We start from the raw sequence: 26,696 nt of genomic DNA on the forward strand, positions 1-26,696 counted from the left end.
ATGTCTAAATCATTTTGTTACACTCTATTTCATATAATAATAGTTTCTTTATTCAGATGCATTCATAAGCACAATTCTCCAACCATCTGGATCCTCTATTGTGGTTCCTTTCTCTATCCAATACGGGTTTTCTGGTTCCACCTCATGATAGCCCATATTACTTAATCGATTCACTATCTTTTCAATTTCACCTTTATTAGGCATATAAAAAACTAGTAAATTATCTTTTGTCGGTGCCGGACATGGACTTCCATTAACATGTGTAGTAAACTCCAAATGATATTCTTCATCTGGTAAACCAAACATAACCCCGTCATATCCTTCATGATTGTGAAATTCCCCTATACGTTTTAATCCTAATCCTGTTTCATAAAAACTTATCACTTCTTCAAATTTATCTGTTGGTCTTGCAATTCTAAATTGAACCCAATTCTTCATGCAAATCTCCTCCTTTTCATTTTCCAAAGCTTTATAGTAATTAGTATAGGTTACATATATTCCCTTTAACATCCCTCATTAGTGTGAGCTTCCTAAGTTGAAAGACCTATAAGTTAATAAACAATAGGACTTTCGTATAAAATTCATATAAAATTAGTTATATAAATGTAGAGATGAAATACAAGCTATTACGTATGAAATAGTTCTCCTTGCAGGGCCTTTATATACCGATCAGCAGATCTTTGTACAGCTTTATTTGCATCTTCCACCACACCATGAAATGCATTATATAGTCGACTAAATTGGATATCTTTTACTTTCTCTGCCATATCTCTAACTTTATTCGCTGGTAATGGAATAAGATTGGGATAACTATACATAAAACTTACCCATTTTTGATCCGAAACTACTTGTATAATATCACCTGATAACAAAATACCTTTCCCTTCATTACCGTCTTTCCAATGTATAACAGTCCCGCCCTTAAAATGGCCTCCTAAGCGATGTAATATAAGTTCTTCCGATAACAAAAGATGCTCCCCAGACCAAAATTTAATTTGCTTACTCGGACGAACCACCCACTCTTTATCATCTTCATGAATATAAATAGGTACATTGAATGTTTCTGCCCATTTAACTTGTGTAGAATAATAATGTGGATGAGAAAGTGCTATTGCTTGAATACCACCTAAATCATATATACGTTGTATCGTTTTATCATCTAAATAACTAATGCAATCCCACATAACATTTAGAGTTTTACTTTGTATTAAAAATGCTGTTTGTCCAATCGCAAATTTAGGTTTAGTAGTAATGCTATACAAACCGCTTTCTTCTTTTATTATTTCGTTTTTGTATAAATTGCTATTTTGCATTGTTTCTAATGTTGTCCATGACTGCCCAATTGGATTAACATATTGTCTTTCCTCATTACAAATTTTACAACGAGAAGGTGCTTCTTCATTTTCGGGATACTGTACTCCACATGTAGTACAAATATAATTATTCATATTCCCACTCCTTTTTTTTATGTAATTATTTCTTTACCAATATTTTAATAAAAAACAAAAATATTCGAATCAATAATTGGAACGAAAATGAAGTGATACGAAAGTATGATTAGTCTCCTTTCGTTTTAAGACTTTAGTCTAATTCCTATAAATTTTTTATTTCCTACTTCCAAGAAAATAGAGTTTTAATTTTATTAAAACTTTCTAATATATTTAATCCTTTAATCGTTAAAAGAAGGAGCAAATCTTCATAAAATAAACGAATAAATTAATAGTTTTTGTCAAAATTTTAACACAACAATACTTACTAACACACATCAGGGGGATATTAGGCTTAAATTAAGGAAAGATTTTAATAAAAAGCATTATAATGCTTTATGAAGGAATTACTGCATTAGGTGCTATTATGTTGTACGAGGTATTTAATATAGAAGTTTGTTGATAGAAATATCGGATCAATTAAATTTGATGATTGAAGAGTTTGTAACGAGAGATGAATATTGATTTCAAGCTTCATTTTAGGGGAAATAAACATCACAAACTACATGAATTAAAAAGTAGCCTTAAAGCAAAAGTCATATCCATGAAATGTTTAAATTCATATACAATTTTATACAACCACTTTTTTATAAAGCAAGAAAAGTGGTTGTATGTTTTAAAAAGTATTTTTTGTTACAAAATCATGCTACACATTTCATTAAACTACAACTACTCATTTTCTTTTTTCTTCTTTTGTTCCTCAGATGGCTCTTCTGTTGGATCTGGTTCTTGCTCATCCTTTTTGTTTAATTCATTATTTTTTTCCTCCTGTCTTTGTTCAGAAGGTTCCTCCGTTGGATCTGGCTCCTTTTCATCTTTTGGAGCTGGATTACAGCCAATTAATAATCCTACTGTAAATATGCTTGTCATTAATATTGAAAGCATTTTTTTATAATTCAATTAAAGCACCTCCTAAAATTAATATCCCTTGTATTGTTTCCAATTCACCATTCAATTTATCCAATCATTTGTGATGTTTCTTCCAAAATGACATTCCTTTAAAATCTTGCATACTTTTTGCCAAACTTTTTTACACTTGTAAAAAAGTTTTTTTGCATTTCCCTACCTATAATTGCTAATATAGTAGAGTAGAACTTTTATAGAGAGAAGGAAAATTATGCACAATGGAATTCGAATGACAACTTTGGTAAAAAGGGCTATGTTGGTTTGTGCGGGGGTATTATTTACATACGAAGCCGCTTTAGGATCAGTACATACTGCTTTAGCTAGTACAGAGGATGAAGCAAAATCTGTTCAACTTGTAAGTGAGATTCAAACATCTCTTGCTCCGAAAGAGGCTCCAAAGCATTATAACGGACAAGTTAGAAAAGTCGCTTACTTAACATTTGATGACGGTCCCGGAAAATACACAGCTGAGCTTTTAGATATGTTAAAGAAAGAAAATGCAAAAGCAACATTCTTCCTAATTGGTTCAAACGTAAAAGCTTTCCCTGATCTTGTAAAACGCGAAGATGCTGAAGGCCACTACGTTGGGATGCACAGTATGACTCATAACTACAAGAAACTTTACACTGAAGGTCATTATGTAGATGAAATGAAGGAAGATCAAGGCTTAATCGCTGGTGTTTTAGGTAAATCACCAGTATTAACTCGCCCATCTTACGGATCAATGCCAGGATTAAACGAAGCTCTTCGCAACAAAGTTGTAGAAAATGGCTTAAAGGTTTGGGATTGGACAATTGATTCTTTAGACTGGAAATATAACAAAATGCAAGTTGATGCTGCATCTGCTAAAATTGTAGAGAACGTACTACATGGTGCTACAAATCCAACAGAAGTTATCCTTATGCATGATATTCATCCACAATCGGTAAAAGCAGTACCTGGAATTATTAAAGGACTGAAAGAAAAAGGATATGAATTAGAAGCATATAATGAGAACGAACACTTCCCATTAAACTTCTGGCATGATAATCGTATGTAATGAAAAGACTTGATTCCCTCTAGTAGGTTATCAAGTCTTTTTTATCGTTTTGGGAAATTTCTTTGTTGCTCTTCAATAAAAAGAATAATCTTTTCTCTGTCCTCTTGTGTAATACTTATAGAAAATTCGTACTCCTCTTCCTTACACCATGAAGGGGTAAGTTCCTGAGATAATCGGACTACAATTTGAAACTCATCTTCATTTTCCCCCATTAATTCAAACGCTATATTAGGCTCTATGAAATCTAGTTCGGTATATGTAGGATTCGGTAATGATTGAAACCATTTTTTCATACGCTGTAAGTCGAACGTTTGTAGAAAAGGATCCATCGTTTCAAAAACTTTATTTCCTTCTGACAGTTTCGCTTTTACTATTAGCCAATTTCTATCACACTCCTCTTTTGCATCTTTAAATTGGTATTTCACCACCTCTAAATGTAATGCTATTTTTTTATTTTGAAAATTCATAAATTTCTCCTCTTCTTGCTATAAAACTTTTACTTTATAAATTTGAAATTTATACGCCTTTCTTAACTTGTAAGACACTTTCTATCTCCCATTAATTTCAACTCTTAGATATAATGATTTTTATTTACTAATACATATGACTGATTTTAACATATCATCCTTTATACATTAAATAAATTTGATTTGCAATATAATCTGAACTAAAGTGAAGTCCATTCCTTATCCACCACATGATAATCCCTACCAAAGAGGCTGTTTTAATATCAACTGCAACGTAATCATCAGGTAAATTCTTTTTCGTATTCTCTCTTCTCGTTTCTATTAATTGCTTTAAAAATAAAAACAATTGCTCCTCAAATTGATTCATTTTAAATAATATAAATAAAAAATTTCGGTGAATATATAAATAATCTAGCAATTGTGTTAGCTTTTGTTTTTCTGATAAATCTTTTGCATGTATTAAATCAACAATTTTATTTGAATGCTCATTTAAAATTTCGCTAGTGATTTGGTCTAGTAAATCTTGAATATCTTGATAATGCAAATAAAATGTTGTTCGATTTAACCCTGCTTTTGTTGCGATTTTCTGAACCGTTAAGCTTGAAATAGTAGGATTCGCCAATTAGCAGGTGCTATTGGAACAGCAGTTATTATCACGGTGTATACAATTCAATCCACTTCACACATTTCACAGTTATCTAGTGAGAATGGAAATATATCAGCTATGCAAGTAACAAACTTATCTTCTATCTATAGCTCAAGTGATGCGTACGTATTTATGTTAGTCTTATCTATTGTGGCTTTAATTATTGCATGTTTCACGCCTAAAAAAGTAATAATCAAAGATACGAAAGTAAATCTTCAAACAAAAAATGATAATTAAAAATTAAGCACTTAAAAGATGGTTCCAGAATTGTACCGTATCCATCTTTTTAAGTGTTTATGCACCATAATTATAATCCTTAATTACTATTTGAAGAGATTGTATTTTAATAAATAATCCTTAGAATTCTTAATACGGAATAGCTTATAAGTACATATTAATTATAAGGAGTGATATATTTATGGATTTTCTTTCACCTGAATATTTGTCTGCCTTATTAGCAATTATCGTAATCGATTTAGTGTTAGCCGGAGATAACGCCATTGTAATTGGATTAGCAGCAAGACGATTACCGAAAGATCAACAAAAGAAAGTTATCATTTGGGGAACCGTTGGAGCAATTGCTATAAGAGCTCTTGCTACTTTAGTTGTCGTTTGGTTATTAAAAATACCAGGATTACTTTTAATTGGTGGTGTACTTCTTATATGGATTGCTTACAAATTAATTGCTGAAGGCAAAGACCATGATATTAAGGCAGAAGAAGGATTTTGGTCTGCTATTAAAACCATTATCATTGCTGATGCGTTAATGGGTATTGATAATGTACTCGCTGTTGCAGGAGCTGCGCATGGTAACTTTTCTTTAGTAATCATCGGGCTATTAGTTTCTATTCCTGTAGTCGTATGGGGCAGTACATTGATTTTAAAATGGGTAGATCGTTTTCCTGTCATCATTACGATTGGAGCAGCGGTTTTAGCTTATACTGCTGCAAAAATGATTGTAGATGAGAAATGGTTCGCTGGATTTTTCGAAAGTAACCCTTTCATTAAATGGGCATTTATCATTATGATCATTGTTGGTGTAGTGTTCTTCGGAAAAGCAAAACAAAAAGCAACAGCTAGTTCTGTCTAATAATGATGGTATATTTACAAATAAAAGGCGCTATTCATATGAATAGCGCCTTTTATTATTTAGCTTCCCCTTCCGGAGTCGTTTTTACCTTCGTTTTGTTTTTATCACGATTGTTATAGTTATACTTCGAACGATCTACTGGAGTGAATCCTTCCGGTGTGTAGAATCGTAATAAGTCACCATTTACGACTTGGTCAGAGTATTTTAGTGAGTTTTGAACCATTTGTTCATTTTTCTTTATTTCATCTGTAAATTCTACAGGTTTTCCAGTTGTTGTATCATAGTATTTGCCGTTTAGTGCAGTAACAGTTGGGCTTACGTAGTTACCGTTACGGAACGCAACGACTTGTTTATGCTCTGGTGATAATAAATCTGAACCGAATTGAACATAGTTTTTCGTATCTGTACCTAGTAAGTGTAATAACGTAGGAAGAACGTCAATTTCACCGCCATATTGATGTTGTACGCCACCTTTCACTCCTGGTACACGAACGATTAAAGGCACACGTTGTAACTGTGCATTTTCAAATGAGTTCATTTCTTTACCCATTACTTTTGACATTGCTGCGTTATGATTATCTGAAATACCGTAATGGTCTCCGTACATAACGATAATTGAGTTATCATATAAACCAGATTGTTTCAAGTAATCGATGAAGCCTTTTACAGATTCATCTAAATAGCGTGCTGTTTGAAAGTACGTATCTACTGATGAATCACCTGTTGTTGCTGGTTCAATCGTTGCTTCTGCCTTATCAATTGGATAAGGGAAATGGTTCGATAACGTAATAAACTTCGTATAGAACGGTTGTTTCAACGTTTGTAATAACGGAATAGATTCATTAAAGAACGGTTTATCTTTTAATCCGTAGTTTACTACGTCTTTTTCATTCATATCGTAGTATGACGCATCAAAGAATTTATTAAAACCAAATGATTTATAAATATCGTCACGGTTCCAGAATGTTTTGTAGTTACCGTGGAATACTGCTGATGTGTATCCTTGTTGTCCTAAAATAGCTGGTGCTGATTGATACGTATTATGAGATTTCGTTGTAAAGACAGAACCTTGCGGTAAACCAAACATTGAATTCTCTAACATAAACTCCGCATCAGATGTTTTCCCTTGTCCTGTTTGATGGAAGAAGTTATCAAAGTATAGCGTATTCGCATCTTTTGTAAATGAGTTTAAGAACGGTGTAACTTCTTGACCATTTAATTTGTAATCAATTAAGAAGTTTTGGAATGACTCTAAATGAATATAAATTACGTTCATTCCCTTTCCTTTACCGAAATACTCAGGATTTGGACTTGCATAAGTTGATGTTAAATAATTTCGTACTTCTGTCATATTATCGCCATCAGCTAATGCTCGTTCTGTCGATGCTTTCGCACTTTGAATTCCATCATAAATTGTGTAGTTGTATGCCCCTAAATATTTCACAATATAATTACGGTCAAACGTTCTTGTTAATAATTCAGGACGGTCAGACTCTGCAAGACCTAAATTAACACTGAATAATAAAATACCTGCTACAAATACTAGAGATACTTTATGCTTCGCAACACGAATTGGTTTTGGATTTGCAAATTTTGTTGCAACTAACACAATTAATATAATCGTGTCTAAGAAGTATAGTGGATCATAAAGATGTAGCAACGCAAGAATACTACCACCTAAATCTCCAAAGTTATTCGTTTGTGTTAATGTTGGGAACGTAATAAAGTCACTGAAAAAGCGATAGTAAACTACGTTTGCATATAAAAGAATCGACAATAACAAGTTGATAACAATTAACCAAATATAAGATCGCTTCCCTTTTGCAAATAATGCAAGTCCTAAAAATAGAACTGCTGAACTAAGCGGGTTAAAAAACAGCAAGAATTTTTGGATTGTGTTTGAAATTCCTAAATTAAATTCCGTTACATAGGCTGCATACGTTTTGAGCCACAATAAAATAACGGCAAACAGAAAGAATCCAAAATGATTGCTTAACACACTTTTGCTCTTTAATAAGAACTGTTTCATTTCTCCACCTCTTTTGATCATCCAAGGCTTATTTTTTATAAGTCTGTCTCTCTATTCGATTTTTCTTCTTCAAATAGATTTTTTTATTTAACTATATGAAGAATATTAGTAATTATAATTTGAAGCTTGTATTTATTCAACTATTTCTTTTTAAACATTTTGACCTTGGTTTCTATTTAATAAAATAAATTTGTAACATTTCCTGTTTTCTCCCAAGATTCATCCACTAATTATGACATCCCATACTATATACCTTTATAAACTCATTCGCAAACTATTCTATCTCCAATTTTGGTACATATTTCACATGACAAAATAATGTTATTTAATTATATTGCTCACCTTACATTCCCCTGCTTCAACTAAATCTTAAAGTCATTACATCTCTTCCATACATGAAAAATCCTCATGTTCACTAATATTATATTTGAATAATTATTCATTTGCCCCCACCAATGGTGTTATGTTTTCTCGACAAAAAAACTCGCTCTAAAAAGAGCGAGTTTTTTCATTATATATTATTGACCTTTGTACATTGCATCTACTTGTTTTTGAAGTTCTTCATTTTCTAAGTACTCATCGTAAGTTGCTTCTTTATCGATTACACCGTTTGGCGTTACTTCGATAATGCGGTTTGCAATTGTTTGTACGAACTGATGGTCATGAGATGTGAATAACATTGTACCTTTGAAAGCAATTAAACCATTGTTTAATGCAGTGATAGACTCAAGGTCTAAGTGGTTCGTTGGATCGTCAAGTGTGATTACGTTCGCACCACTTAACATCATTTTAGATAACATACAACGAACTTTTTCGCCTCCAGATAATACAGAAACGTTCTTCTTAACTTCTTCACCTGAGAATAACATACGGCCTAAGAAACCACGTAAGAAGCTTTCTGACTCATCTTGTGGAGAGAATTGGCGTAACCAATCAACTAAGTTGTAGTCATTGTTCTCAAAGTACTTAGAGTTATCTCTCGGGAAGTAAGATTGAGATGTTGTAACACCCCATTTGAATGAACCGCTATCTGGCTCCATTTCACCCATAAGGATTTTAAATAATGTTGTCATCGCAATATCGTTACGACCGATAAATGCAACTTTATCACCTTTATTTAAAGTGAAGTACACATTATCTAACACTTTTTCGCCATCAATTGTTTTAGAAAGACCTTCAACAGTTAATAAGTCATTTCCTATTTCACGCTCAGGTGTGAAGCCAACGAATGGGTAACGACGTGATGATGGTCTAATATCATCTAATGTAATTTTATCTAATAATTTTTTACGAGAAGTTGCTTGTTTCGCTTTAGATGCGTTTGAGCTAAAGCGTGCAATGAAGTTTTGTAACTCTTTTACTTTCTCTTCTTTTTTCTTATTAGCATCTTGTGTTAATTTTAAAGCTAACTGGCTTGACTCATACCAGAAGTCATAGTTACCAACATAAAGTTGAATTTTACCGAAATCAAGATCAGCCATGTGCGTACATACTTTATTTAAGAAGTGACGGTCATGGGATACAACGATTACTGTATTTTCAAAGTTCATTAAGAAGTTTTCTAACCATTGAATCGCTTTTAAGTCCAAGTGGTTGGTAGGCTCATCTAGTAATAGAATGTCAGGTTTACCGAATAATGCTTGAGCAAGTAATACTTTCACTTTCTCTGCACCAGTCAATTCTGATAATTTTTTGTCGTGAAGATCTTCACCAATACCAAGACCTTTTAGAAGGATTGCAGCTTCTGACTCAGCTTCCCAACCGTTAAGCTCAGCGAACTCACCTTCAAGTTCTGCAGCACGCATTCCATCTTCATCACTAAAGTCTTCTTTCATGTAAATAGCATTTTTCTCTTGCATTACTTTGTAAAGTTGCGTGTGACCCATAATTACTGTTTCTAATACTGGGAACTCTTCATATTCGAAGTGGTTCTGTTTTAATACTGCTAGACGCTCACCTGGCGTAATATGTATGTCACCTGTTGATGGTTCAATTTCTCCAGATAAAATCTTTAGAAATGTTGATTTACCAGCACCGTTTGCTCCGATTAAACCGTAGCAGTTACCTGGCGTGAATTTTATGTTAACATCTTCAAATAATTTGCGATCCGCGAAACGCAAACTAACGTTACTTACTGTAATCATTTGTGTCCTCCTACTAATACCGCTTATTTCAGCGTTTTCTCACCGATTGTCTTAAAAAATCGCATATTACGACTCAATTATTGTAGACTATAGCTATTATATAGTAGAAGCTGGATGAATAGCAACGGTTGATTACCTTTCTACAATGAAATCGGATAGTTTTTATCCATTCCCTTAGCTATGGTATGTATATCATCGACCTCTTTCTCATGTTACCATTCACTTCTCGTTGTGTAATACATTGGATTCATTTTCCATTTAAGATTTTATATATAGAAAAACTGTAGAGAAATCATCCCCTACAGTCTTCACTTATTTCGTATTTATTATTTTTTCTTTATAACTCTTCAATTTACTCGTTAACCCCATTAAAGCAGGTAACAATATCGGCATCACGATTAAAGCTAATAGTAATAGTGCAACGCCAACAACTGATGCAACTTGTATAAGTGTTAACACACCTGATGGAATTAATGCTGCAAACGTCCCTACTAAAATTAGCGCCGCCGATAATACAACTCCTCCTATATGACGAGATGCAGTTACAATTTTTGTTACCGAATCCCCTTCGATCTCGTTATAGCGCATCATTACGAAAATACTATAATCCACTCCTAAAGCGACAATCATAATGAAGCTAAAGAATGGAACATTCCAGCTTAATGTATCTACATGTAATACATGTGCACTAATTTGTTCGCTTATACCAAGTGATGCGAAGTACGCTAATAGTAATGAGCCAATAATAAATATTGTGTTTAGTAGTGAGCGTGTAATTACGATTAATACAATGGCAATTCCAATTAACATAATTGTAGCTGTACGTAAAAAATCTTGCCCTGTTACTTCTTTTAAATCAACGTTTCTAGATGTTGTTCCGCCGATCGCTGTTTTCGCATCATGTAATTCCGTTCCCTTTACAGTGCCATCGATTGTTTTATTAATTTCTTGAATAATTGGCATCGCTTCTTTGGAATACGGATTTACATCTAAAATGATGGTCATTTTAGCAATTTTTCTATCCTGTGACATGTACGTGTTCAATGCTTTTTGGAAATCTTCTCCCTCTAGCACTTCTTTTGGAATATAAAACTTCTCAGAGCTTTTCGACTCATTGAGCTCCCCTAAATATTTCTGTGCGTCATGCAGGCCATTACTTACTTTTCCAAGCCCTTCTGTACTTTTAGATAAACCGGATTGTAATTGCCCCATCTTTTCTTGCAGGTCTTTAAGGCCCGTTAAAAGTTGTCCTTGTCCATCGTTTATTTTCGTTAATCCAGATTGTAACTCAACTGATTTATTTGCAATTTGTTTTGAACCTGCAGTACCTTCATTTAATCCATTTTTAAGATCCGCTGCTCCCTTTTGTAACTTATTAACTCCAATGCCCATTTCTTTTAAGCCATTATCCACTTTCCATAACGATTGATTCGCTTCTTTAAATGAACTCATCGCCGTTTTGTGCTGGGTTGCTAATTGATTTAATTCATTTGAAAGTACGCTTAATTTTTTTTGTGCCTCTTTAGCAATCCCTATCGTTTGTTGTATGTTTGGATCATTCGCTAATTCTGGTTTCGTTTGAACGAAATTGGTCATTAACATTTCAATTTGTTCATATCCTTTTTTCGCACCGTCAATCGCTTGATCAATACTTCCGAAGTATTGATCGTAAGAACTTAAACCTTTTTCTAACTGTGCATAACCAGTATGAAGCTGTGACGTTGCATTGGATAGGACATTTATATTTTTATTTACTGAAGTTAACCCACTCTCAATTTGCTGCGCTCCTTGTGCACCTCCGTTTATGCCGCTGGATAATTGATGTAAAGCTGTTCCTAATGCTGATACCCCATTTTTCGCCTCGTTCGTTCCATCAATTAATTTTTGAACATTCGCAAGACTATTTGAATCATTACTTCCCATTTTATTTTTCGCATCCGTTAATCCATCATTAATTTCCTTTATGCCACCATCGGCATCTCCTAATCCTGTATTCAATTCTCCCGCTTGCTTATTTAAATATAATTCTTTTATCTTCTCACCAGTTGGACGTGTTGGTGCATATACTTCTGACACACCTTTAACTTTCGAAATTTTATCAGTTAATTCATCTAAAATTTGTAGAGAAGTTCCTTCATCCAGCTTTTTATCAGATTGAATGACTAATGTACTCGGTGAAGAGAAACCAGGCGGAAAATGATCTTCTATTACGTTAATACCCATCTTTGATTCATACTTATTATCCACTTCAAATAAATCATTGTAATTCAGTGTAGTAGAGTATTTTAATACGAAAGGAATCGATATTACGAATACGATGATTAAAGCGATAAATGGCCTTGCTACTGAATTTTTCGCAAAGAATCCCCATAAGCGACTATCCTCATGACCTTTAAATGTTTTAACTGGATAAAACATTCCTTTTCCTAAAAGCACCATAAAAAACGGATTTAAAGTCGTTAATACGAGTAGTAATACTAAAACACCAATTGCTACCGCTGAAGTAGATTGATATAATTTAAAACTCGCTAACGCAAGTGATGCAAAACCAATTAGCACCGCTATACCGCTATATAATACGGTTTTACCTGCCGATTTAAATGTTTCTTTCGTGGCCAAAAATGCATTTTCTTGTTTACTTAATTCTTCTTTAAACCTCGTATATAATAAAATGTTATAATCTGTTCCTACTCCAAAGAGGACGACGACTACGAACACTTGTGTAAAGTTTGAAAATGGGAAATTAAATTGATCCACAAGCTGAGCAATAATCCCCATTGAAACTAAATACGACACACCGACTGTAAGAAGAGAAACAATCGGAACAACTGGTGAACGGAATACGAGGATTAATACTACAAGAATGAAAATGATTGAAATAACTTCTGTCTTTTTCACTCCCTCTTGAGAGGATTTAAGAAAATCACCCGCTATTAAGTCACTTCCTGTTAAATACGTTTTTACCCCTTTCGTTTGCACTTTTTCATGAAGATTATTTGAAACCTTTGATATTTCACCATGTTTTTTATCTATCGATATTTGCGTTAAAATAGTCGTATTATCTTTAGAAACTAATTGTTTTTCCAAGTCTTTATTATCTAAATATGAAACAACTTCCTTAATTCCTAATTGCTCTTTTTCATTTTGCAGGGCGTTGATTGTTTTTGTTATTTCCTTCTTTTGTTCATCTGTTAAAGCTGCCTTATTGCCACTATTAAAAACGGCTATAATTTCATACTTTTCAACCCCTTCTTTATCCATCTCTTTTATCATCTTGTCAGCAATGCTGCTTTGTTCTGTATTAGGGATTGTAATTTTCCCTTTTTCCTTCACTAATTTATCCATATTAGGCATCGTTACGACCATTGTAATAGTAATAACTATCCATAATAGAAAAGATAAACTTCTCCAACTTTTTAACTTGCTCATTTGAATCATCTCCCATTATAAAATTCACATGTGGAATGAATATTCATTCCTAATCTTTTGAAAACACTTTCCGGAATGAACGTTCATTCCTATCATTCTATTAATTTATTCATTAACTTTATTAAACTAGGTAATACGGAATGAATATTCATTCCTTTAGTTGTAAAGATTTATCATCTCCTGTTATTCTTTTTCATACCTTCCTCGGAATGAATGTTCATTCCTGTCCTTATAACGCTATAGAATCAAATGATTCTAATAGCATTCCAACAACTTTCTTCCAATTCCTTTACCAAATCATCTGTATATTCTAACTGCCCTGTTTCCATTACTTTAATTAATTTTTCAATTGGTTGATATACAATAATAATTAAAGCAATTGGTGGTAATGGACGAAGCAAACCTTTTTCGATTCCATCTTCAATCAAGTTCATGAAGAAACCCATGAAGTCCTCGAATATTTCATTGCTATGTTCATCTAGAAAATAACTATCACAGTGAGAATTTGTAAAAAGAAAAGCATCTGCATTTTGTCTCGCAAATTCAAATAAACGGTTGTATGTATGGCTAAACTGTTCACGAATATTTGCATCGACCGGGAAATCATTTTTTATTAATTCTGATAGTTGTAAAACACTTTTCGTAAATAAAGAATTAACAAGCGCTTCTTTATTTTCAAAATAACGGTAGATCGTACCTGCGCCTACTTTTGCTTTTTCAGCAATCATCGGAATTGTTGTACCATCATAACCTCGTTCTGCAAAAAGTTGTATTGCAGCATCAAAAATATCCTCTTGTTTGTTTTTAGCCATTTTTCCACCTCAATTTCCAGGAATGAAAATTCATTCCGTTTTTAATTATAAATTACATGAATTAAAAGTCAAGTGCGTGACAAAGTATAGCTGTGATTTTTTATCCCTTATTTGTGAATGTAATTATACGAGCGACTTTCTGGATATATTGGCGCAACTCTAATTATATCAGCGATTTTCATGATATATTGACTTACCGACAAAAATTCACAATATAAGAGGAAGCTATCCCGAAATTCCACTTAGGATAGCCCACCTTCATACATACAAATTAAAAGAAATCATAAATAAATGGCTTACGCACTGGTACTAGATTCTCAATTGACCGTATTGCCTCGTCACTTCCACTAATTAATTCAAGTTCATTTAGTTCTAATGGGCGTTTATAACCAAACATTATTGCCGATAGTGCATTAATATCCAGTTTTATTCCTTTTTCCGTTGTTTCTTCTACAATTGTTATTTCATGATTTGCAAGTCTCACTGTTACGTTATTCCACGGAGCAAATGCGTCTGTAATGTGTAGGATCACTTCTTGCTGTACATTGTTCCAATTCAACTCATATTGTTTTAAGAACTGCTCTACATCTACAATTCTTCCCATAAAATATGGTTTTATTTCTGTCTTCACGCGTGGCTCTTGCAATGAATATAACAACGGTTCGTTTTCACTTACTGTCATTTCAAGTTCTTTAATCATAGAATCATGCTGGCAAATAAAGTTCCACAGACCATTTCGTGCTTCATTACGTAGTGGTACAAATTCTTCTACTGTCATTTTATAGTTTTCTATTTTGTATAACATGTAACCTGCTGCCCTTTTATTTTCATCATAGTAAATCGCTAATGTTAAATCATCATAAACCGCTTGTAACCACCAGTTCTTCTCTCGAACTAGCATACCTGAAAAACGTTCTGCAAATACTTCATAGAGCTTTTCGACCTCTTCTGGATGCTTTTCTTTATTGAAACGTTTCACAGTACCATTCACTTGTTTTTTCATCACTAAATCGCTCTTAGTCATATGACATGTGACTAAATTCGCACAAAGTTCCCAGCCGTATTTACGGTAAAATGAAACAGCAAATGGATGTAACATAGAGACTGTATAGCCATCTTTTTTCATTATTTGAAGTGAATGTTGAAGTAGCTCTTTTACATACCCACTTCTTCTGTACTCTGGATACGTCGCTACTCCTGCAACGCCACCCATTTTAAATTTTTCTTTACCTATGTAAATATGAAACGGAATAAGATGTAGTTTTGCTGCTAAGTCTTCCCCTTCCATAATGCCGTATATTTCATGACTTTCCTTCATCTTTGTAAGTTGCTGCTGTAATCGTTCCTCATCTACTTTATATTGAAAAGCGTATTCTGATAAACGTAATGCTTCTCTGAACTTATCTTCTTTTAATTGCATGACATTCATATAATTCTCCTCCATTCTCTATTTGAATTGTATCACAATTCTAACTATTATAGTTCGGTAAGTGAAATTACAAGGACGTTTTAACAAAAAAAGCAGATACATCACGTATCTGCTTTCCATCTTTATTATTTAGCTAACTTTTGAAGTTCATCAAAGAATGTAGGATATGATACACCTACTGCTTCTGCATCTTCAATAATTATTTTCCCTTCTGCCAGGCAGCCAGCAATCGCAAGCATCATTCCGATGCGGTGATCACCGTAACTATTTACTGTATTGCCTTTTAAAGCTGATTTTCCGTAAATGATCATGCCGTCATCAGTTGCTTCTATGCGAGCTCCTAGTTTCGTTAACTCCGCAACGACTGTATCAATACGATTTGTTTCTTTTACTTTTAATTCGTGTGCATCTCTAATAACTGTAATACCTTCTGCTTGTGTTGCCGCTAAAGCGATAACTGGAATTTCATCGATTAGTCTTGGAATAATATCCCCACCAATTTCAATTCCTTTTAATGAAGATGTTTCAATCGTAATGTTTGCAGCTGGTTCTGATGCGCCTTCGTTAATCGGCTCTATAGTAAATGTAGCACCCATTTTCTCTAAAACATCAATAATACCTGTACGAGTTGGATTCATTCCTACATTTTGTAATATTAGTTTACTATTTGGGATGATTGCACCTGCTACTAAGAAAAATGCTGCTGATGATACGTCACCTGGCACTTGAATGTTTGTTGCTGTTAATTTTTGTCCACCTGACAGCTTCACTGTCTTTCCTTCTCGAGTTACTTTAACACCAAATGCTTCAAGCATTCTTTCCGTATGATCGCGGGAAATATGTGGTTCTGTAACAGCTGTTACACCTTCTGCGCGAAGCCCTGCAAGTAAAATAGCTGACTTTACTTGTGCACTTGCAACAGGAGAAATATATTCAATTGCTTTTAAATCTCCACCACGTATTGTTAGCGGTGTAAATGTTCCTTCTTCTCTGCCGTCAATGTTTGCACCCATTTGTTTTAATGGGTTTGTTACACGCTTCATCGGTCTTTTTGCGATAGATTCATCACCTTGTACGCAAGAGAAAAATGGTGTGTTAGCTAATATACCTGACATTAATCGAATTGTTGTACCAGAATTACCAACATCTAATACAGCTTTCGGTTCTTGTAAACCTTCTAATCCTTTACCAACTACAGTAACTTCATCACCGTTTTGCGTAATTTCTACTCCCATTTCTTTAAAACATGAAATAGTACTTAAACAGTCTGCACCGGACAAGAAACCTTTAATTGTTGTTTTCCCTTCTGCAATCGAACCGAACATAACAGCACGGTGTGAAATGGATTTATCACCTGGGATTGTAATATTGCCATTCAATCCGTTATTAACAGGTTGTATTGTTCTTTCTTTCACGTTTTTCACCTTCTCATTTAAATTGTTTCATAAGTTTGGTATTCTTCTTCTCCAAGCGCTAGCTTTGCTTTCATACGATCTTCTTCCCTTTGGAAGCTAATACGTAATACCCCAAGCAGTCCTTCACGCGCTTCTAATATTTGCAAGTTCGTAATACTAATTTCCTCGCGCGCTAAAATACTCGTAATATGAGCCAATGCCCCCACCTTATCTAATACATCAACGTATAAGTCGTGATAAGCAGGAATTGCACCACTCTTTCTTACTGGTAAAGAATCACGGTATTCTTTCGCATCTGCAAAATAGTTTTGAATCTCGCCTGCATCTCCAGTAGAAACTGTCTTATATAAACCTTCCATTTCAGAGATCCACTCTTTTAATAATACCATTAAATGCTCTCGATTTTGCTTTACAATATCACTCCACATTTTCGGACTACTAGATGCGATACGTGTAATGTCTTTGAAACCTCCAGCAGCTAGTTGATGAATGAGCGGATTATCTCCTGCATGCTTCTCAACTTGCTTTACTAAACCTGCTGCGATAAGATGCGGGAAATGACTAACGATCCCTGTTACATAATCATGTTCTTCTGTATTTAAAACAAGAAAATGTGATCCTGTTCCTTTTAACCATACTTTAAGGTCTTCCACTTGTTCATTTGGTACATGATTCATCGGTGTTAAAATGTAAAATGCATTTTCAAATAAATGCGCCTTTGCGCTTTCAACTCCCGTTTTATGAGAACCCGCCATCGGATGTCCCCCAATGAAAGAAACTTCCTTTGAAAATAAAGCTTCCGCTTCGTTCATAATAGACCCTTTTGTACTACCAACATCAGTCACTATAACATCTTCTCGTAAACGGAATGACGCAAGTTTGTGTAATAACTTCTTCGTTTCTTCAACTGGAGAAGCAAAAACAATTAAATGTGCCTCTTCACATGCATGTTGTAAATCAACTGCTATTTCATCTACTACGTGTAATTCTTTTGCACGCTCTACTTGCTCTTTAAATATATCATAACCTGTTATCATTACATCGTGCTCTTTCTTAATTGCTAATGCGAGAGAGCCTCCTATTAAACCTGTTCCAATTAATACTACCTTTTTACGCATTTGCCTCATCTCGAGACTTACTTTTTTTATTTTCAAAGTGTTGTTTTAACACTGAAATCACTCCTTCATTTTGCTCCCTTGTTCCAACTGTAATACGGACACCATTTGGGAATGGACGAATAATAAACCCTGCATGTGCGCAAGCTTCATAAATCTCTCCAGCATTATCTACCGGTAAGAAGATGAAATTAGTTTGTGACGAATAAAATGGTATACCGTTTTCCTTACAGAAACTCTCGTATTGCTGTAATCCTTCTGTATTCACGCGAACTATTTCTTTAATAAACTCGTCATCACTAAAAGCAATTGTAGCTGCTTTTTGCGCTAATGAAGATACGTTAAATGGTAAACGTACAACATTTAATTTCTCAATTAGCTCTTCCTGTCCGATCGCATATCCAACGCGGAAAGAAGCTAATCCGTATGCTTTAGAAAACGTTCTAAGTACAAGAATGTTTTTATGTTTTTCTAAAAGCGGTAATGTCTCAGGGAAGTCTTTTGCTGTTACGTATTCATAGTACGCTTCATCAATGACAATTAACGTATTTTCACTAATGCCTTCAATAAATTGAGTTAATTTTTGCTCATTCACATATGTGCCCGTCGGGTTGTTCGGATTACAAATCCATACGATTTTCGTATTATTATTTACCGCTGACGAAATTTCGTCTAAATCGTATACACCTTTATTTAAAGGAATTTCTTTCACTTCACAGCCTTCAATAATCGCATGATGACGGTACTGCGGGAATGTTGCACCTGCTGTTACAATGTTATCTCCCGCTCGTAATACGGCGCGGCTTATTATTTGAATGATTTCATCTAAACCACTACCACAAAGTACTTGTTCCATTTGCACATGCAACTTATCTGCGATTGTTTGACGGAGCGTTGTAGCACCTCCGTCAGGATATAAAGAATGTTCCAACCAAGATTTTTGCAACTCTTCTAAAACTCTCGGTGAACAACCGAATGGATTTTCATTCGATGCTAATTTCACAAACGAATGATCTCCGTACACTTCTTTCATTTGTTCTGGTGATTTACCTGGTTTATATGGTTGTAATGATGATAGTTGATCCTTTACTTGCACGTTAAACCCACCTTTTTATTAAAATTCTTTTGCGTAGTTATTGTGTTGCATAATGTTTTGTTTTAATAATTCCATACGATCTTTTCCGAATTGTTCGACTAGTGCATCTGCAAGTTCCCATGCCACAACAGATTCAGCTACTACACCCGCTGCTGGTACTGCGCAACTATCAGATCTTTCAATACTCGCTTGGAATTCTTCTTTCGTATCAATATCAACGCTTGCTAACGGTTTGTATAAAGTAGGAATTGGCTTCATAACGCCTCTTACGACAATTGGCATACCTGTTGTCATACCGCCTTCTAAACCGCCGGCATTATTCGTTTTTCTCGTGTATCCTTTTTCTTTATCCCACAGAATTTCATCATGCACTTTGCTTCCAGGTTGTCGTGCCGCTTCAAAACCTACGCCAATTTCAGCACCTTTAAATGCATTTATACTCATAATTGCACCAGCAAGTTTTGCATCTAATTTACGATCGTAATGAACGTAACTACCAACGCCAATTGGCATACCTTCTGCAATGACTTCCACGATGCCACCGATTGAATCTCCACTACTTTTTGCGTTGTCAATCGCATTCATCATTTCTTGCTCTACTTCTTTATCTAAACATCGAACTGGTGAGTTTTCAGTAATTGTTTGAATTTCTTCAATTGATAAGTTTGAAATATGTTTTGCTTTTACTCCACCAATTTCAAGAACATGTCCTGCAATTTCCACGCCTAATTCGCTTAAAATTTGTTTTGCAACTGCACCAGCAGCTACACGAACTGTCGTTTCTCTTGCAGATGAGCGCTCTAATACGTTTCTTATATCACGATGACCATATTTAATTGCTCCATTTAAATCCGCATGTCCGGGACGTGGTTTTGTAATTGTACGTTTCATGTCTTTACTTTCTTTTTCCGAAATTGGCTCGGCACCCATTACTTTCGTCCAATGTTTGAAATCATCATTTTTTACGATTAACGTAATCGGTGATCCAAGTGTCATCCCGTGACGAACACCACTTACAATTTCAACTGTATCTGTTTCAATTTGCATGCGTCTTCCGCGTCCATGACCTTTTTGTCTTCTTAATAATTCTTTATTAATATGTTCCGCCGTAAGTGTCAAACCTGCTGGTACACCTTCTAAAATAACTGTTAACTGCGGTCCATGTGATTCTCCAGCTGTAATGTATCTCATTTCTCTTGCCCCTTTACTATTTTTTTGTACAAAAAAGTCCCTACTGAGCGCTCAGTAGGGACGATGTTTATCGCGGTACCACCCTAGTTGTAGACAACTGTCGTCTACCTCTCTTCTTCTTTAACGATCGTTTGACCGTCTTCCCCTCCATAAGTTGTCGGGAAAGATGCTCCAAGGCTGTAATTCATGCTTACCTTTGTACTGATTCACACCGACCATCAGCTCTCTTTAACAGTGAGATAAGCACTACTGTTTCCTCTTCAATGCATATATGATATGGAATTAAGATAATTTATTTTTGAAACCTTTTAACTCATCCATGAATCTATGGAATTCTGGAATGTCCATTTGTTGTGCAGAATCTGATAATGCAACTGCTGGATCTGGATGCACTTCAGCCATTACTGCATCTGCGCCAATTGCAAGTGCCGCTTTCGCTGTTGGTAATAATAAATCTCTGCGTCCAGTTGAATGTGTTACATCAACGATAACTGGTAAATGTGTTTCTTTCTTTAAAATTGGTACTGCAGAAATGTCTAATGTGTTACGTGTTGCTCTTTCGTATGTGCGGATACCACGCTCACAAAGAATAATTTGATCGTTGCCTTGCGCAATGATGTATTCCGCTGCGTTAATGAACTCATCAATTGTTGCTGCTAATCCACGTTTTAATAATACTGGTTTGTTAACTTTACCTACAGCACGTAATAAATCGAAGTTTTGCATGTTACGTGCACCAACTTGAATTACATCAACGTAGTCTAATGCCATTTCAACATCGTTCGGATTTAAAATTTCACTAATAATTGCTAAGTCGAACTCGTCTGCTACTTGACGTAAAATTTGAAGTCCTTCTACTCCTAAACCTTGGAAATCGTATGGAGATGTTCTCGGTTTGAATGCACCGCCGCGCATTAATTTTAAGCCTTGATCTTTCATCGCTTGCCCTACTTGACGAACTTGCTCTAAGCTTTCTACTGCACAAGGTCCCATGATGAACGTTTGTGTTCCGTTTCCAATCAATTCACCTTTTACATCAACGATTGTATTTTCTTGTTTCTTTTTACGTGATACTAGTAACGCTTTGCGGTTATCATCTTCTTGTAACTCTAAGCTTGCTTTGAAAATCGTTTTGAAAATATGTTGAACAGTTGATGTTTCGAATGGTCCTTCGTTATGCTCTGCGATCATATCAAGTACTTCACGCTCACGTACTGGATCAAAGCGTTTCGTACCTTGTACTTGCTTTTGCTCTCCAATTTTTTGAACAATTTCACCACGTTTGTTTAAAAGGTGTAATAGTTGTAAGTTAATTTCATCTACCTGTTTACGTAATTGATCTAATTCATGATTTGCCATTTGGAAATCCTCCTCTAATGTTTTAAAAGTATAGTAAGAGAATAAAAGATTCTCTATTTTCTGAACTGGTTAATTATACAAATTTATAGTGGAATCGATACCTCTTCTTATTTTAAACTAATAATTCGTACAAAGACATGAACTACTAGTTAAAAACCCACTTTTTTGTACAAAAAAGCCCTACTGATGCAATCAGTAGGGACGATATTTATCGCGGTACCACCCTAGTTGTAGACTTCTTTCGTCTACCTCTCTTCATTGTTAACGATCATCTGACCGTCTTTCCCTTCATAAAGACAAATACTATCTTTACTACGAAAAAGATGCTCCAGGACTGTAATTCGCTCTTGTTTTTGTACTGGTTCGCACCAACCACCAGCTCTCTGTTACAGGGAAACAACAACTACTGCTTTTCCTTTCAATGCATGACTATTTTATTTTCAAGTTGGACCACTAAAATACAAAAAGTCCCTACTGAATAAATCAGTAGGGACGATATTTATCGCGGTACCACCCTAGTTGTAGACTAACTTTCCGTCTACCTCTCTTCACTGTTAACGATCAATTGACCGCTTTTTCCTCATAAAGACAAACTATCTTTATTACGAAAAAGATGCTCCAAGACTGTAATTCATGATTATCCCTGTACTGGTTCACACCAACCACCAGCTCTCTGTTACAGTAAGACTAACCACTACTGTGATCTCTTCATTGCACTTTGTTTATTCAAATGTTTTTGAAATTGAATAAGTATGATTCGTATTATAGAACGCTTTTTAAAACACTGTCAACAACTTTTTATATATTTTTTTAAAATTCCACTTTCATCCTATAATTCTTTTTGTAAATCACCCATTACAATTCCTATGCGAATTATTTCATTTTCTAGTAAATGTAAAACATATTCCTCTACTTCATACTGAACTAATAATTCTTTTATTTGTATGATTTCTTTTTCAAATAAAACGGCTTCGTGACATGTTTGTAGTAAAATAAAAAACACATTTGCAAACATTTCTTTATGCGCTTTCATACTTTCTTTTTTATGAAGCATTTCAATCAATAACTGCTTCATTTCCTCACCTGTACATTTACCATGTACACTTGAAAATGCACGAGACATAATACATAATCCTTTTTCTAATATTTCATCCATGTATAAGATAATACGTAAAAGCATTACATATTCTCTCGCAGTTATCTCACCCATTTTTGGTCGTTCTCGTAAAAATACACTGAGCCAAGCTGTCCAAAATTTTTGTTGTTCTTTTACGCTTAATGTTTTGACGTAATAGCATAAAAACTGCATAAATTTAATTTTATTTTCTTCATTTTCTAGTATGAGTAAAGGGTATAACCACTCTGTTTTTTGCTCCCAATATAGTACACATTTAATAAATACAAAGCTAAGCCACTTCAAGAAAGCTTCCCTCGTATGCGGATGTAATACTTCCAAATGTTCTATCGCATACTTAATAAAACGCTTCATTTCTGTAAATAAAGGTAAATTTATTTGCGTGTAACATAAACCAGCCCATGCATATTCCGTAATTTCATTTTGTTTTTTTAAATCTAAGTATGGTAACAAATATTTTCGGCACCATTGCTTTTCAATATGATATAGAAATGTAATATCTGCTATTAAACGAGCAAACATAAAGTTTGTTCGTTCCAAATTAACTCTTACTTGTTCTTCAAATAAAAATAAATATTCATATACATTACGATCGTATAAATGATCATATGATAACAACTTTAATAATACAGCCGTCATTTTCCCAACAGGATGCTGAATTGATTCATTGTAAAAATCTTGTTTTCCAAGCTTAAAATCCGTATCACTCTTCATAACTTGAGGAAACACTGAAAAAGCAAAGCGTTTTACAACACGTATACTATTCTCTTCTAACTCTTCTAGTCGATTACTAATTTCATATAGAAAACTACTAATTAACCAATGATAAGCAGTATTTCTAACAAATTTCTGCAATAGCGGAATAATTTTTTGGATTTGATCATTTGTCAATCCTCGGTTATTTCGCCATTCTCTAATACAAACAAACCATACTTCATTACTTATTTCTTGCACTCCTACTAATTGATATGCGAATGAAATACTCCACTCTGTATTCAATTTACATGCTTTTGATAACATCTCTAAAAAATGGCGTTGTTCAAAAACACCATCTTGCGAAAATTGCCGAACTTGCTTCATAATTTCAACATCTTTCAGCTGCAATAATCCGTCAGCTGTTACATTACAAGTAATGCTTTGCGCTGTATCCTCTTTCTTTTGTACACTGTATCGTTCAGAATGAAAATGAGGATGCTTTTGCTTCATTAACTCATACCCATTTGCCGTAGATGGACTATTTGAATCACACTTGAATAATAAGTCTAATACGAGACATGCATCAAATACCCTCTCTTCTGTAAGATGCTTTATTACAGTTCGAGTGACTTCTTCTTTTGTTTCTTCTAAACAATGTGCATAATGCCTTTTTAAAAGTTGAAAAACTTCGTGTTTATAAGTGAAATCTAAAAGAAGTCCTTCATGTAACAACCATTTCATTTTGTCATCTACACGAACAAAAATATTTTTATTCATCGCGTCAATTGCAATTCGCTTTTGAAGTACACTATTTGCTTCTATCATTTCTGTAATATAATAATCCGCTTTTTTCTCATTGTTTTCACATAAATAAGTTAGACACTCTTTTACAATTTGTATTAAAAATGCAAGATCATTTTGATGAAAATCTTTTTCTACATCTTCCTTATTTCTTTTTTTCAGTGCCGTTTGTCTTAACGACAACATTCTCAATTTTTCTAATCCGATCATCATAATTGGAACAGCATAATGGGTGATATATGGCCTCATCTTTTCGTTCCAAATTTGCTCCACATGAGAAAATGTAGATACTGGTAAGCGACTCGATTCCTCGAGTTCTATTGATTCTTGCGTATCATTTCCCCATTTTCTTACACGTTTCAACTTCAGTTTTCCATCTAAAATAAAAGTTAGTAACAATAAGGCAATTTCCTTATGCTCAGGAAAAGAACATTTTTGCAGTAACTTAGAAATCTTTTCTATAGAGCTACTATCTTTTTCAGCTGTTTCTAATAAAAAGAGTGTCCATCTTGCAAACAACAACGGATCCATCTTACTCTTCGTTTCGTTTAAGTAGTTACAAATCGTTCTCCATAATAACGGTGATATTTTAGAATAGTTTTTATAAATTAATTGAAATAATTCTTTCTGATGACTAAAAAGAAATTGTTCCACTAACCATTCTGCAAGTAATTCATCTACTTCATTATAGTTTGGCGTAAGCATAAACAAATTTTGTAATTTACCTTCTGCTTCTAACCATTCGACCCATTCATAATCATGAGCAAATTCCACAAAGTAACGAACTGTTTCAATTTTTTTAATTGATTGCTTTATGTATGATAATTGTTCCTGTTCTACTGACGGGGGAACCGTTACAATATCCCGAATACGCATTCTTTTCGTAATATAATTATCGCCCATTAATTCCGCCCAGCGTTTTACCGCTTTTACGAGGGATTGATGATTATTCACTTTATTCGGATACACAATTGGTCTTATCCCTAAATGTTCCCAGTGGTACGTATTTTCCCCTTGTGCGACAAAAGCAAATCGTCTTGTACTTGGTGGTAAACCAGTTGCTAAATATTTCATTACTGGGTCATTATGACTATATCCAACGAATAAAACGGTGTAATTCGAGAATAGATCGACTAAAAATCTTCTCGCCCACCCTTCGGTTAAGTAAGCCCTTCCAAAATCACCGTCTGTTAAAATTAAAGCCTCTTTCTCCTGTTCTACATTACCATGTATATAAGCAAGACCTTTAAATGCTCTCCCAGTCGGTAAAGCTGGAGCATAATAAACATTGATATCTCTATTTATTTCCTTAATTGCAGTTGTAAAATGTTGATCAAAATTTGTTGTTACAATGCGGATATCTGTATCTAAAGGAAATAACCTTGGAATTGCAAAATGCAATGGATTCGGTTTTGATTTCTCTATATGAACAAGATCTCTTGCAACTTGATGTACATCTTTTGTTTTTGCAATTTTACCAAGATAATAATCATGTGGTTCTGTTATTTCACGTTTTTCGACATATAACGTTTTTGCAATTGCATCAACTAAATCATCAAAATTCGGTAAGTTTGATTTCCCTTTCATAGAAACTCCCGCTCCAACAAATAACACTAACTTTCCTTGCTCAAGGTGATCGATTAACTCATCTGGAATTTCTACTTCTGAAGTAATCCACATCCTGGATTCCCCCTTACCTAAAAATGTCATACACTCTCATTTTACTATAACATTTTTCCATTGTTTTTATAATATTTAGACGAAATTCCGAACATGAAAAAGTTTTACGTAAATAAATCCGTTACAATGTATGAACTCCAGAATTTATTGAAAAACTATGTATAAATCGGAGGTGTGAATTTTGAATGATTTCACAGTAGTGCTTATCAAGTTTATATCGTGCATTATCGCATTTAGCATTGGGCTTGCTTTATTTTTCCCTGCAACGTTTGTTCAAATTATTTCATTCAGTCTCTTTGTTACAATCGTATCCTACATGTTCGTTGATAAAATCATTTTAAATCGAATTGGCAATACTGGTGCCATTATGTCGGATTTCTTATTAACATATTTAAGCGTATGGATTTTCGGTAATATTTTATTAGACAACTATATGCAAATTGCATGGGGCAGTATCCTTTCTGCCATCGTCTTCACTTTATCTGAAGTAATCGTTCATCGCTTCTCTAACTCTCATACAAGGCACAACAATGATAACATTCGTATTAATCGCCGCTTTGCATATGGTACGGAATTTGCTGAAGAACAAAATATATTGGATAAAGACAAGAAGAAGTAACATTTTAATGCAGGAGCACCCTTTTTAATTATGTGGTGCTCCTTTTTTGTATATTTTCATTATGGTACGTGAAATTATATAAACGATTATTTCAAAATATCGACTTACCGA

The 26,696-nt window shown here is 34.2% G+C and carries 19 protein-coding genes, 1 pseudogene and 3 other annotated features; of the genes and pseudogenes, 4 read left to right on the plus strand and 16 right to left on the minus strand.

Translation table 11 applies throughout. The features are described from left to right. Window positions 1-48 precede the first annotated feature (48 nt). The 3 genes from ACYFX0_RS23965 to ACYFX0_RS23975 all read right to left on the minus strand — a co-directional run bounded on the left by ACYFX0_RS23965 (window position 49) and on the right by ACYFX0_RS23975 (window position 2,387). Complete coding sequence (locus ACYFX0_RS23965; RefSeq protein ID WP_016077547.1) at window positions 49-438, minus strand: VOC family protein; 390 nt, start codon at window positions 436-438, stop codon at window positions 49-51. Window positions 439-626: 188 nt separating this feature from the next. Beyond that, entirely contained in the window at window positions 627-1,448 is an 822-nt protein-coding gene (locus tag ACYFX0_RS23970; RefSeq protein ID WP_001067271.1) for an MBL fold metallo-hydrolase, read from the minus strand. A 708-nt stretch (window positions 1,449-2,156) separates the two neighbouring features. Beyond that, window positions 2,157-2,387, minus strand: coding sequence for a hypothetical protein (locus tag ACYFX0_RS23975; RefSeq protein ID WP_001106986.1), 231 nt, complete (start codon window positions 2,385-2,387; stop codon window positions 2,157-2,159). 217 nt (window positions 2,388-2,604) lie between these two features. On the opposite strand from ACYFX0_RS23975, the gene ACYFX0_RS23980 reads away from it, so the two are divergent. Next, window positions 2,605-3,432: a peptidoglycan-N-acetylglucosamine deacetylase gene (locus ACYFX0_RS23980; RefSeq protein WP_000551449.1), complete on the plus strand. Its 828-nt coding sequence runs from the start codon at window positions 2,605-2,607 to the stop codon at window positions 3,430-3,432. Between the two features lie 41 nt (window positions 3,433-3,473). Here ACYFX0_RS23980 and ACYFX0_RS23985 read toward each other — a convergent pair whose 3' ends face one another. Continuing rightward, window positions 3,474-3,899, minus strand: coding sequence for a WapI family immunity protein (locus ACYFX0_RS23985; protein ID WP_016077545.1), 426 nt, complete (start codon window positions 3,897-3,899; stop codon window positions 3,474-3,476). A gap of 154 nt (window positions 3,900-4,053) precedes the next feature. Beyond that, window positions 4,054-4,515, minus strand: a pseudogene (locus tag ACYFX0_RS23990) (TetR/AcrR family transcriptional regulator); the annotation flags it as partial. 42 nt (window positions 4,516-4,557) lie between these two features. Between ACYFX0_RS23990 and ACYFX0_RS23995 the strand changes: the two are divergent. Further along, window positions 4,558-4,782, plus strand: coding sequence for a hypothetical protein (locus ACYFX0_RS23995; protein WP_000288051.1), 225 nt, complete (start codon window positions 4,558-4,560; stop codon window positions 4,780-4,782). A gap of 181 nt (window positions 4,783-4,963) precedes the next feature. Then, window positions 4,964-5,635 carry a TerC family protein gene (locus ACYFX0_RS24000; RefSeq protein WP_000346946.1) on the plus strand — a complete coding sequence of 224 codons (672 nt, stop codon included), beginning with the start codon at window positions 4,964-4,966 and terminating at the stop codon, window positions 5,633-5,635. Between the two features lie 55 nt (window positions 5,636-5,690). Here ACYFX0_RS24000 and ACYFX0_RS24005 read toward each other — a convergent pair whose 3' ends face one another. The 11 genes from ACYFX0_RS24005 to ACYFX0_RS24055 all read right to left on the minus strand — a co-directional run bounded on the left by ACYFX0_RS24005 (window position 5,691) and on the right by ACYFX0_RS24055 (window position 25,966). After that, the gene (locus ACYFX0_RS24005) at window positions 5,691-7,664 is read right to left on the minus strand and encodes an LTA synthase family protein (protein ID WP_000808776.1); all 1,974 of its coding nucleotides are present in this window, start codon (window positions 7,662-7,664) and stop codon (window positions 5,691-5,693) included. A gap of 518 nt (window positions 7,665-8,182) precedes the next feature. Next, complete coding sequence (locus ACYFX0_RS24010; RefSeq protein ID WP_016077543.1) at window positions 8,183-9,808, minus strand: ABC-F family ATP-binding cassette domain-containing protein; 1,626 nt, start codon at window positions 9,806-9,808, stop codon at window positions 8,183-8,185. A gap of 312 nt (window positions 9,809-10,120) precedes the next feature. Then, window positions 10,121-13,237 carry an MMPL family transporter gene (locus ACYFX0_RS24015; RefSeq protein WP_106081976.1) on the minus strand — a complete coding sequence of 1,039 codons (3,117 nt, stop codon included), beginning with the start codon at window positions 13,235-13,237 and terminating at the stop codon, window positions 10,121-10,123. A gap of 245 nt (window positions 13,238-13,482) precedes the next feature. After that, entirely contained in the window at window positions 13,483-14,049 is a 567-nt protein-coding gene (locus ACYFX0_RS24020) for a TetR/AcrR family transcriptional regulator (RefSeq protein WP_001107289.1), read from the minus strand. Window positions 14,050-14,320: 271 nt separating this feature from the next. Next, a complete protein-coding gene (locus ACYFX0_RS24025) occupies window positions 14,321-15,478 on the minus strand; it encodes a GNAT family N-acetyltransferase (RefSeq protein ID WP_141442469.1) in 1,158 nt (385 codons plus the stop codon). 125 nt (window positions 15,479-15,603) lie between these two features. Continuing rightward, window positions 15,604-16,893: a 3-phosphoshikimate 1-carboxyvinyltransferase gene (gene aroA, locus ACYFX0_RS24030; protein ID WP_106081975.1), complete on the minus strand. Its 1,290-nt coding sequence runs from the start codon at window positions 16,891-16,893 to the stop codon at window positions 15,604-15,606. A 17-nt stretch (window positions 16,894-16,910) separates the two neighbouring features. Next, entirely contained in the window at window positions 16,911-18,011 is a 1,101-nt protein-coding gene (gene tyrA, locus ACYFX0_RS24035; protein WP_001228126.1) for a prephenate dehydrogenase, read from the minus strand. Continuing rightward, window positions 18,004-19,104: a histidinol-phosphate transaminase gene (hisC, locus tag ACYFX0_RS24040; protein WP_044782817.1), complete on the minus strand. Its 1,101-nt coding sequence runs from the start codon at window positions 19,102-19,104 to the stop codon at window positions 18,004-18,006. Before hisC ends, tyrA begins: the two co-directional genes overlap by 8 nt. An 18-nt stretch (window positions 19,105-19,122) precedes the next feature. Further along, window positions 19,123-20,295 carry a chorismate synthase gene (gene aroC, locus ACYFX0_RS24045; protein WP_001269426.1) on the minus strand — a complete coding sequence of 391 codons (1,173 nt, stop codon included), beginning with the start codon at window positions 20,293-20,295 and terminating at the stop codon, window positions 19,123-19,125. Window positions 20,296-20,348: 53 nt separating this feature from the next. Next, window positions 20,349-20,568, minus strand: a binding site (T-box leader). Window positions 20,569-20,577: 9 nt separating this feature from the next. Continuing rightward, window positions 20,578-21,654: a bifunctional 3-deoxy-7-phosphoheptulonate synthase/chorismate mutase gene (locus tag ACYFX0_RS24050; protein ID WP_001273575.1), complete on the minus strand. Its 1,077-nt coding sequence runs from the start codon at window positions 21,652-21,654 to the stop codon at window positions 20,578-20,580. A 194-nt stretch (window positions 21,655-21,848) separates the two neighbouring features. Then, window positions 21,849-22,085, minus strand: a binding site (T-box leader). Window positions 22,086-22,139: 54 nt separating this feature from the next. Then, window positions 22,140-22,375: a binding site (T-box leader), on the minus strand. Window positions 22,376-22,483: 108 nt separating this feature from the next. Beyond that, window positions 22,484-25,966, minus strand: coding sequence for a DUF4020 domain-containing protein (locus ACYFX0_RS24055; RefSeq protein ID WP_000265189.1), 3,483 nt, complete (start codon window positions 25,964-25,966; stop codon window positions 22,484-22,486). A 181-nt stretch (window positions 25,967-26,147) separates the two neighbouring features. Between ACYFX0_RS24055 and ACYFX0_RS24060 the strand changes: the two genes are divergently transcribed. Then, entirely contained in the window at window positions 26,148-26,585 is a 438-nt protein-coding gene (locus ACYFX0_RS24060; RefSeq protein ID WP_000997702.1) for a YndM family protein, read from the plus strand. Window positions 26,586-26,696 lie beyond the last annotated feature (111 nt).

The organism is Bacillus sp. NEAU-Y102, assembly GCF_054788175.1.

Excerpts from the sequence above, each read along its gene's own strand:
- ACYFX0_RS23965 (WP_016077547.1), bottom strand. The coding sequence starts at position 438 with ATGAAGAATTGGGTTCAATTTAGAATTGCAAGACCAACAGATAAATTT.
- ACYFX0_RS23970 (WP_001067271.1), bottom strand. The coding sequence starts at position 1,448 with ATGAATAATTATATTTGTACTACATGTGGAGTACAGTATCCCGAAAAT.
- ACYFX0_RS23980 (WP_000551449.1), top strand. The coding sequence starts at position 2,605 with ATGCACAATGGAATTCGAATGACAACTTTGGTAAAAAGGGCTATGTTG.
- ACYFX0_RS23985 (WP_016077545.1), bottom strand. The coding sequence starts at position 3,899 with ATGAATTTTCAAAATAAAAAAATAGCATTACATTTAGAGGTGGTGAAA.
- ACYFX0_RS24000 (WP_000346946.1), top strand. The coding sequence starts at position 4,964 with ATGGATTTTCTTTCACCTGAATATTTGTCTGCCTTATTAGCAATTATC.
- ACYFX0_RS24005 (WP_000808776.1), bottom strand. The coding sequence starts at position 7,664 with ATGAAACAGTTCTTATTAAAGAGCAAAAGTGTGTTAAGCAATCATTTT.
- ACYFX0_RS24010 (WP_016077543.1), bottom strand. The coding sequence starts at position 9,808 with ATGATTACAGTAAGTAACGTTAGTTTGCGTTTCGCGGATCGCAAATTA.
- ACYFX0_RS24015 (WP_106081976.1), bottom strand. The coding sequence starts at position 13,237 with ATGAGCAAGTTAAAAAGTTGGAGAAGTTTATCTTTTCTATTATGGATA.
- ACYFX0_RS24020 (WP_001107289.1), bottom strand. The coding sequence starts at position 14,049 with ATGGCTAAAAACAAACAAGAGGATATTTTTGATGCTGCAATACAACTT.
- ACYFX0_RS24025 (WP_141442469.1), bottom strand. The coding sequence starts at position 15,478 with ATGAATGTCATGCAATTAAAAGAAGATAAGTTCAGAGAAGCATTACGT.
- tyrA (WP_001228126.1), bottom strand. The coding sequence starts at position 18,011 with ATGCGTAAAAAGGTAGTATTAATTGGAACAGGTTTAATAGGAGGCTCT.
- aroC (WP_001269426.1), bottom strand. The coding sequence starts at position 20,295 with ATGAGATACATTACAGCTGGAGAATCACATGGACCGCAGTTAACAGTT.
- ACYFX0_RS24050 (WP_001273575.1), bottom strand. The coding sequence starts at position 21,654 with ATGGCAAATCATGAATTAGATCAATTACGTAAACAGGTAGATGAAATT.
- ACYFX0_RS24055 (WP_000265189.1), bottom strand. The coding sequence starts at position 25,966 with ATGTGGATTACTTCAGAAGTAGAAATTCCAGATGAGTTAATCGATCAC.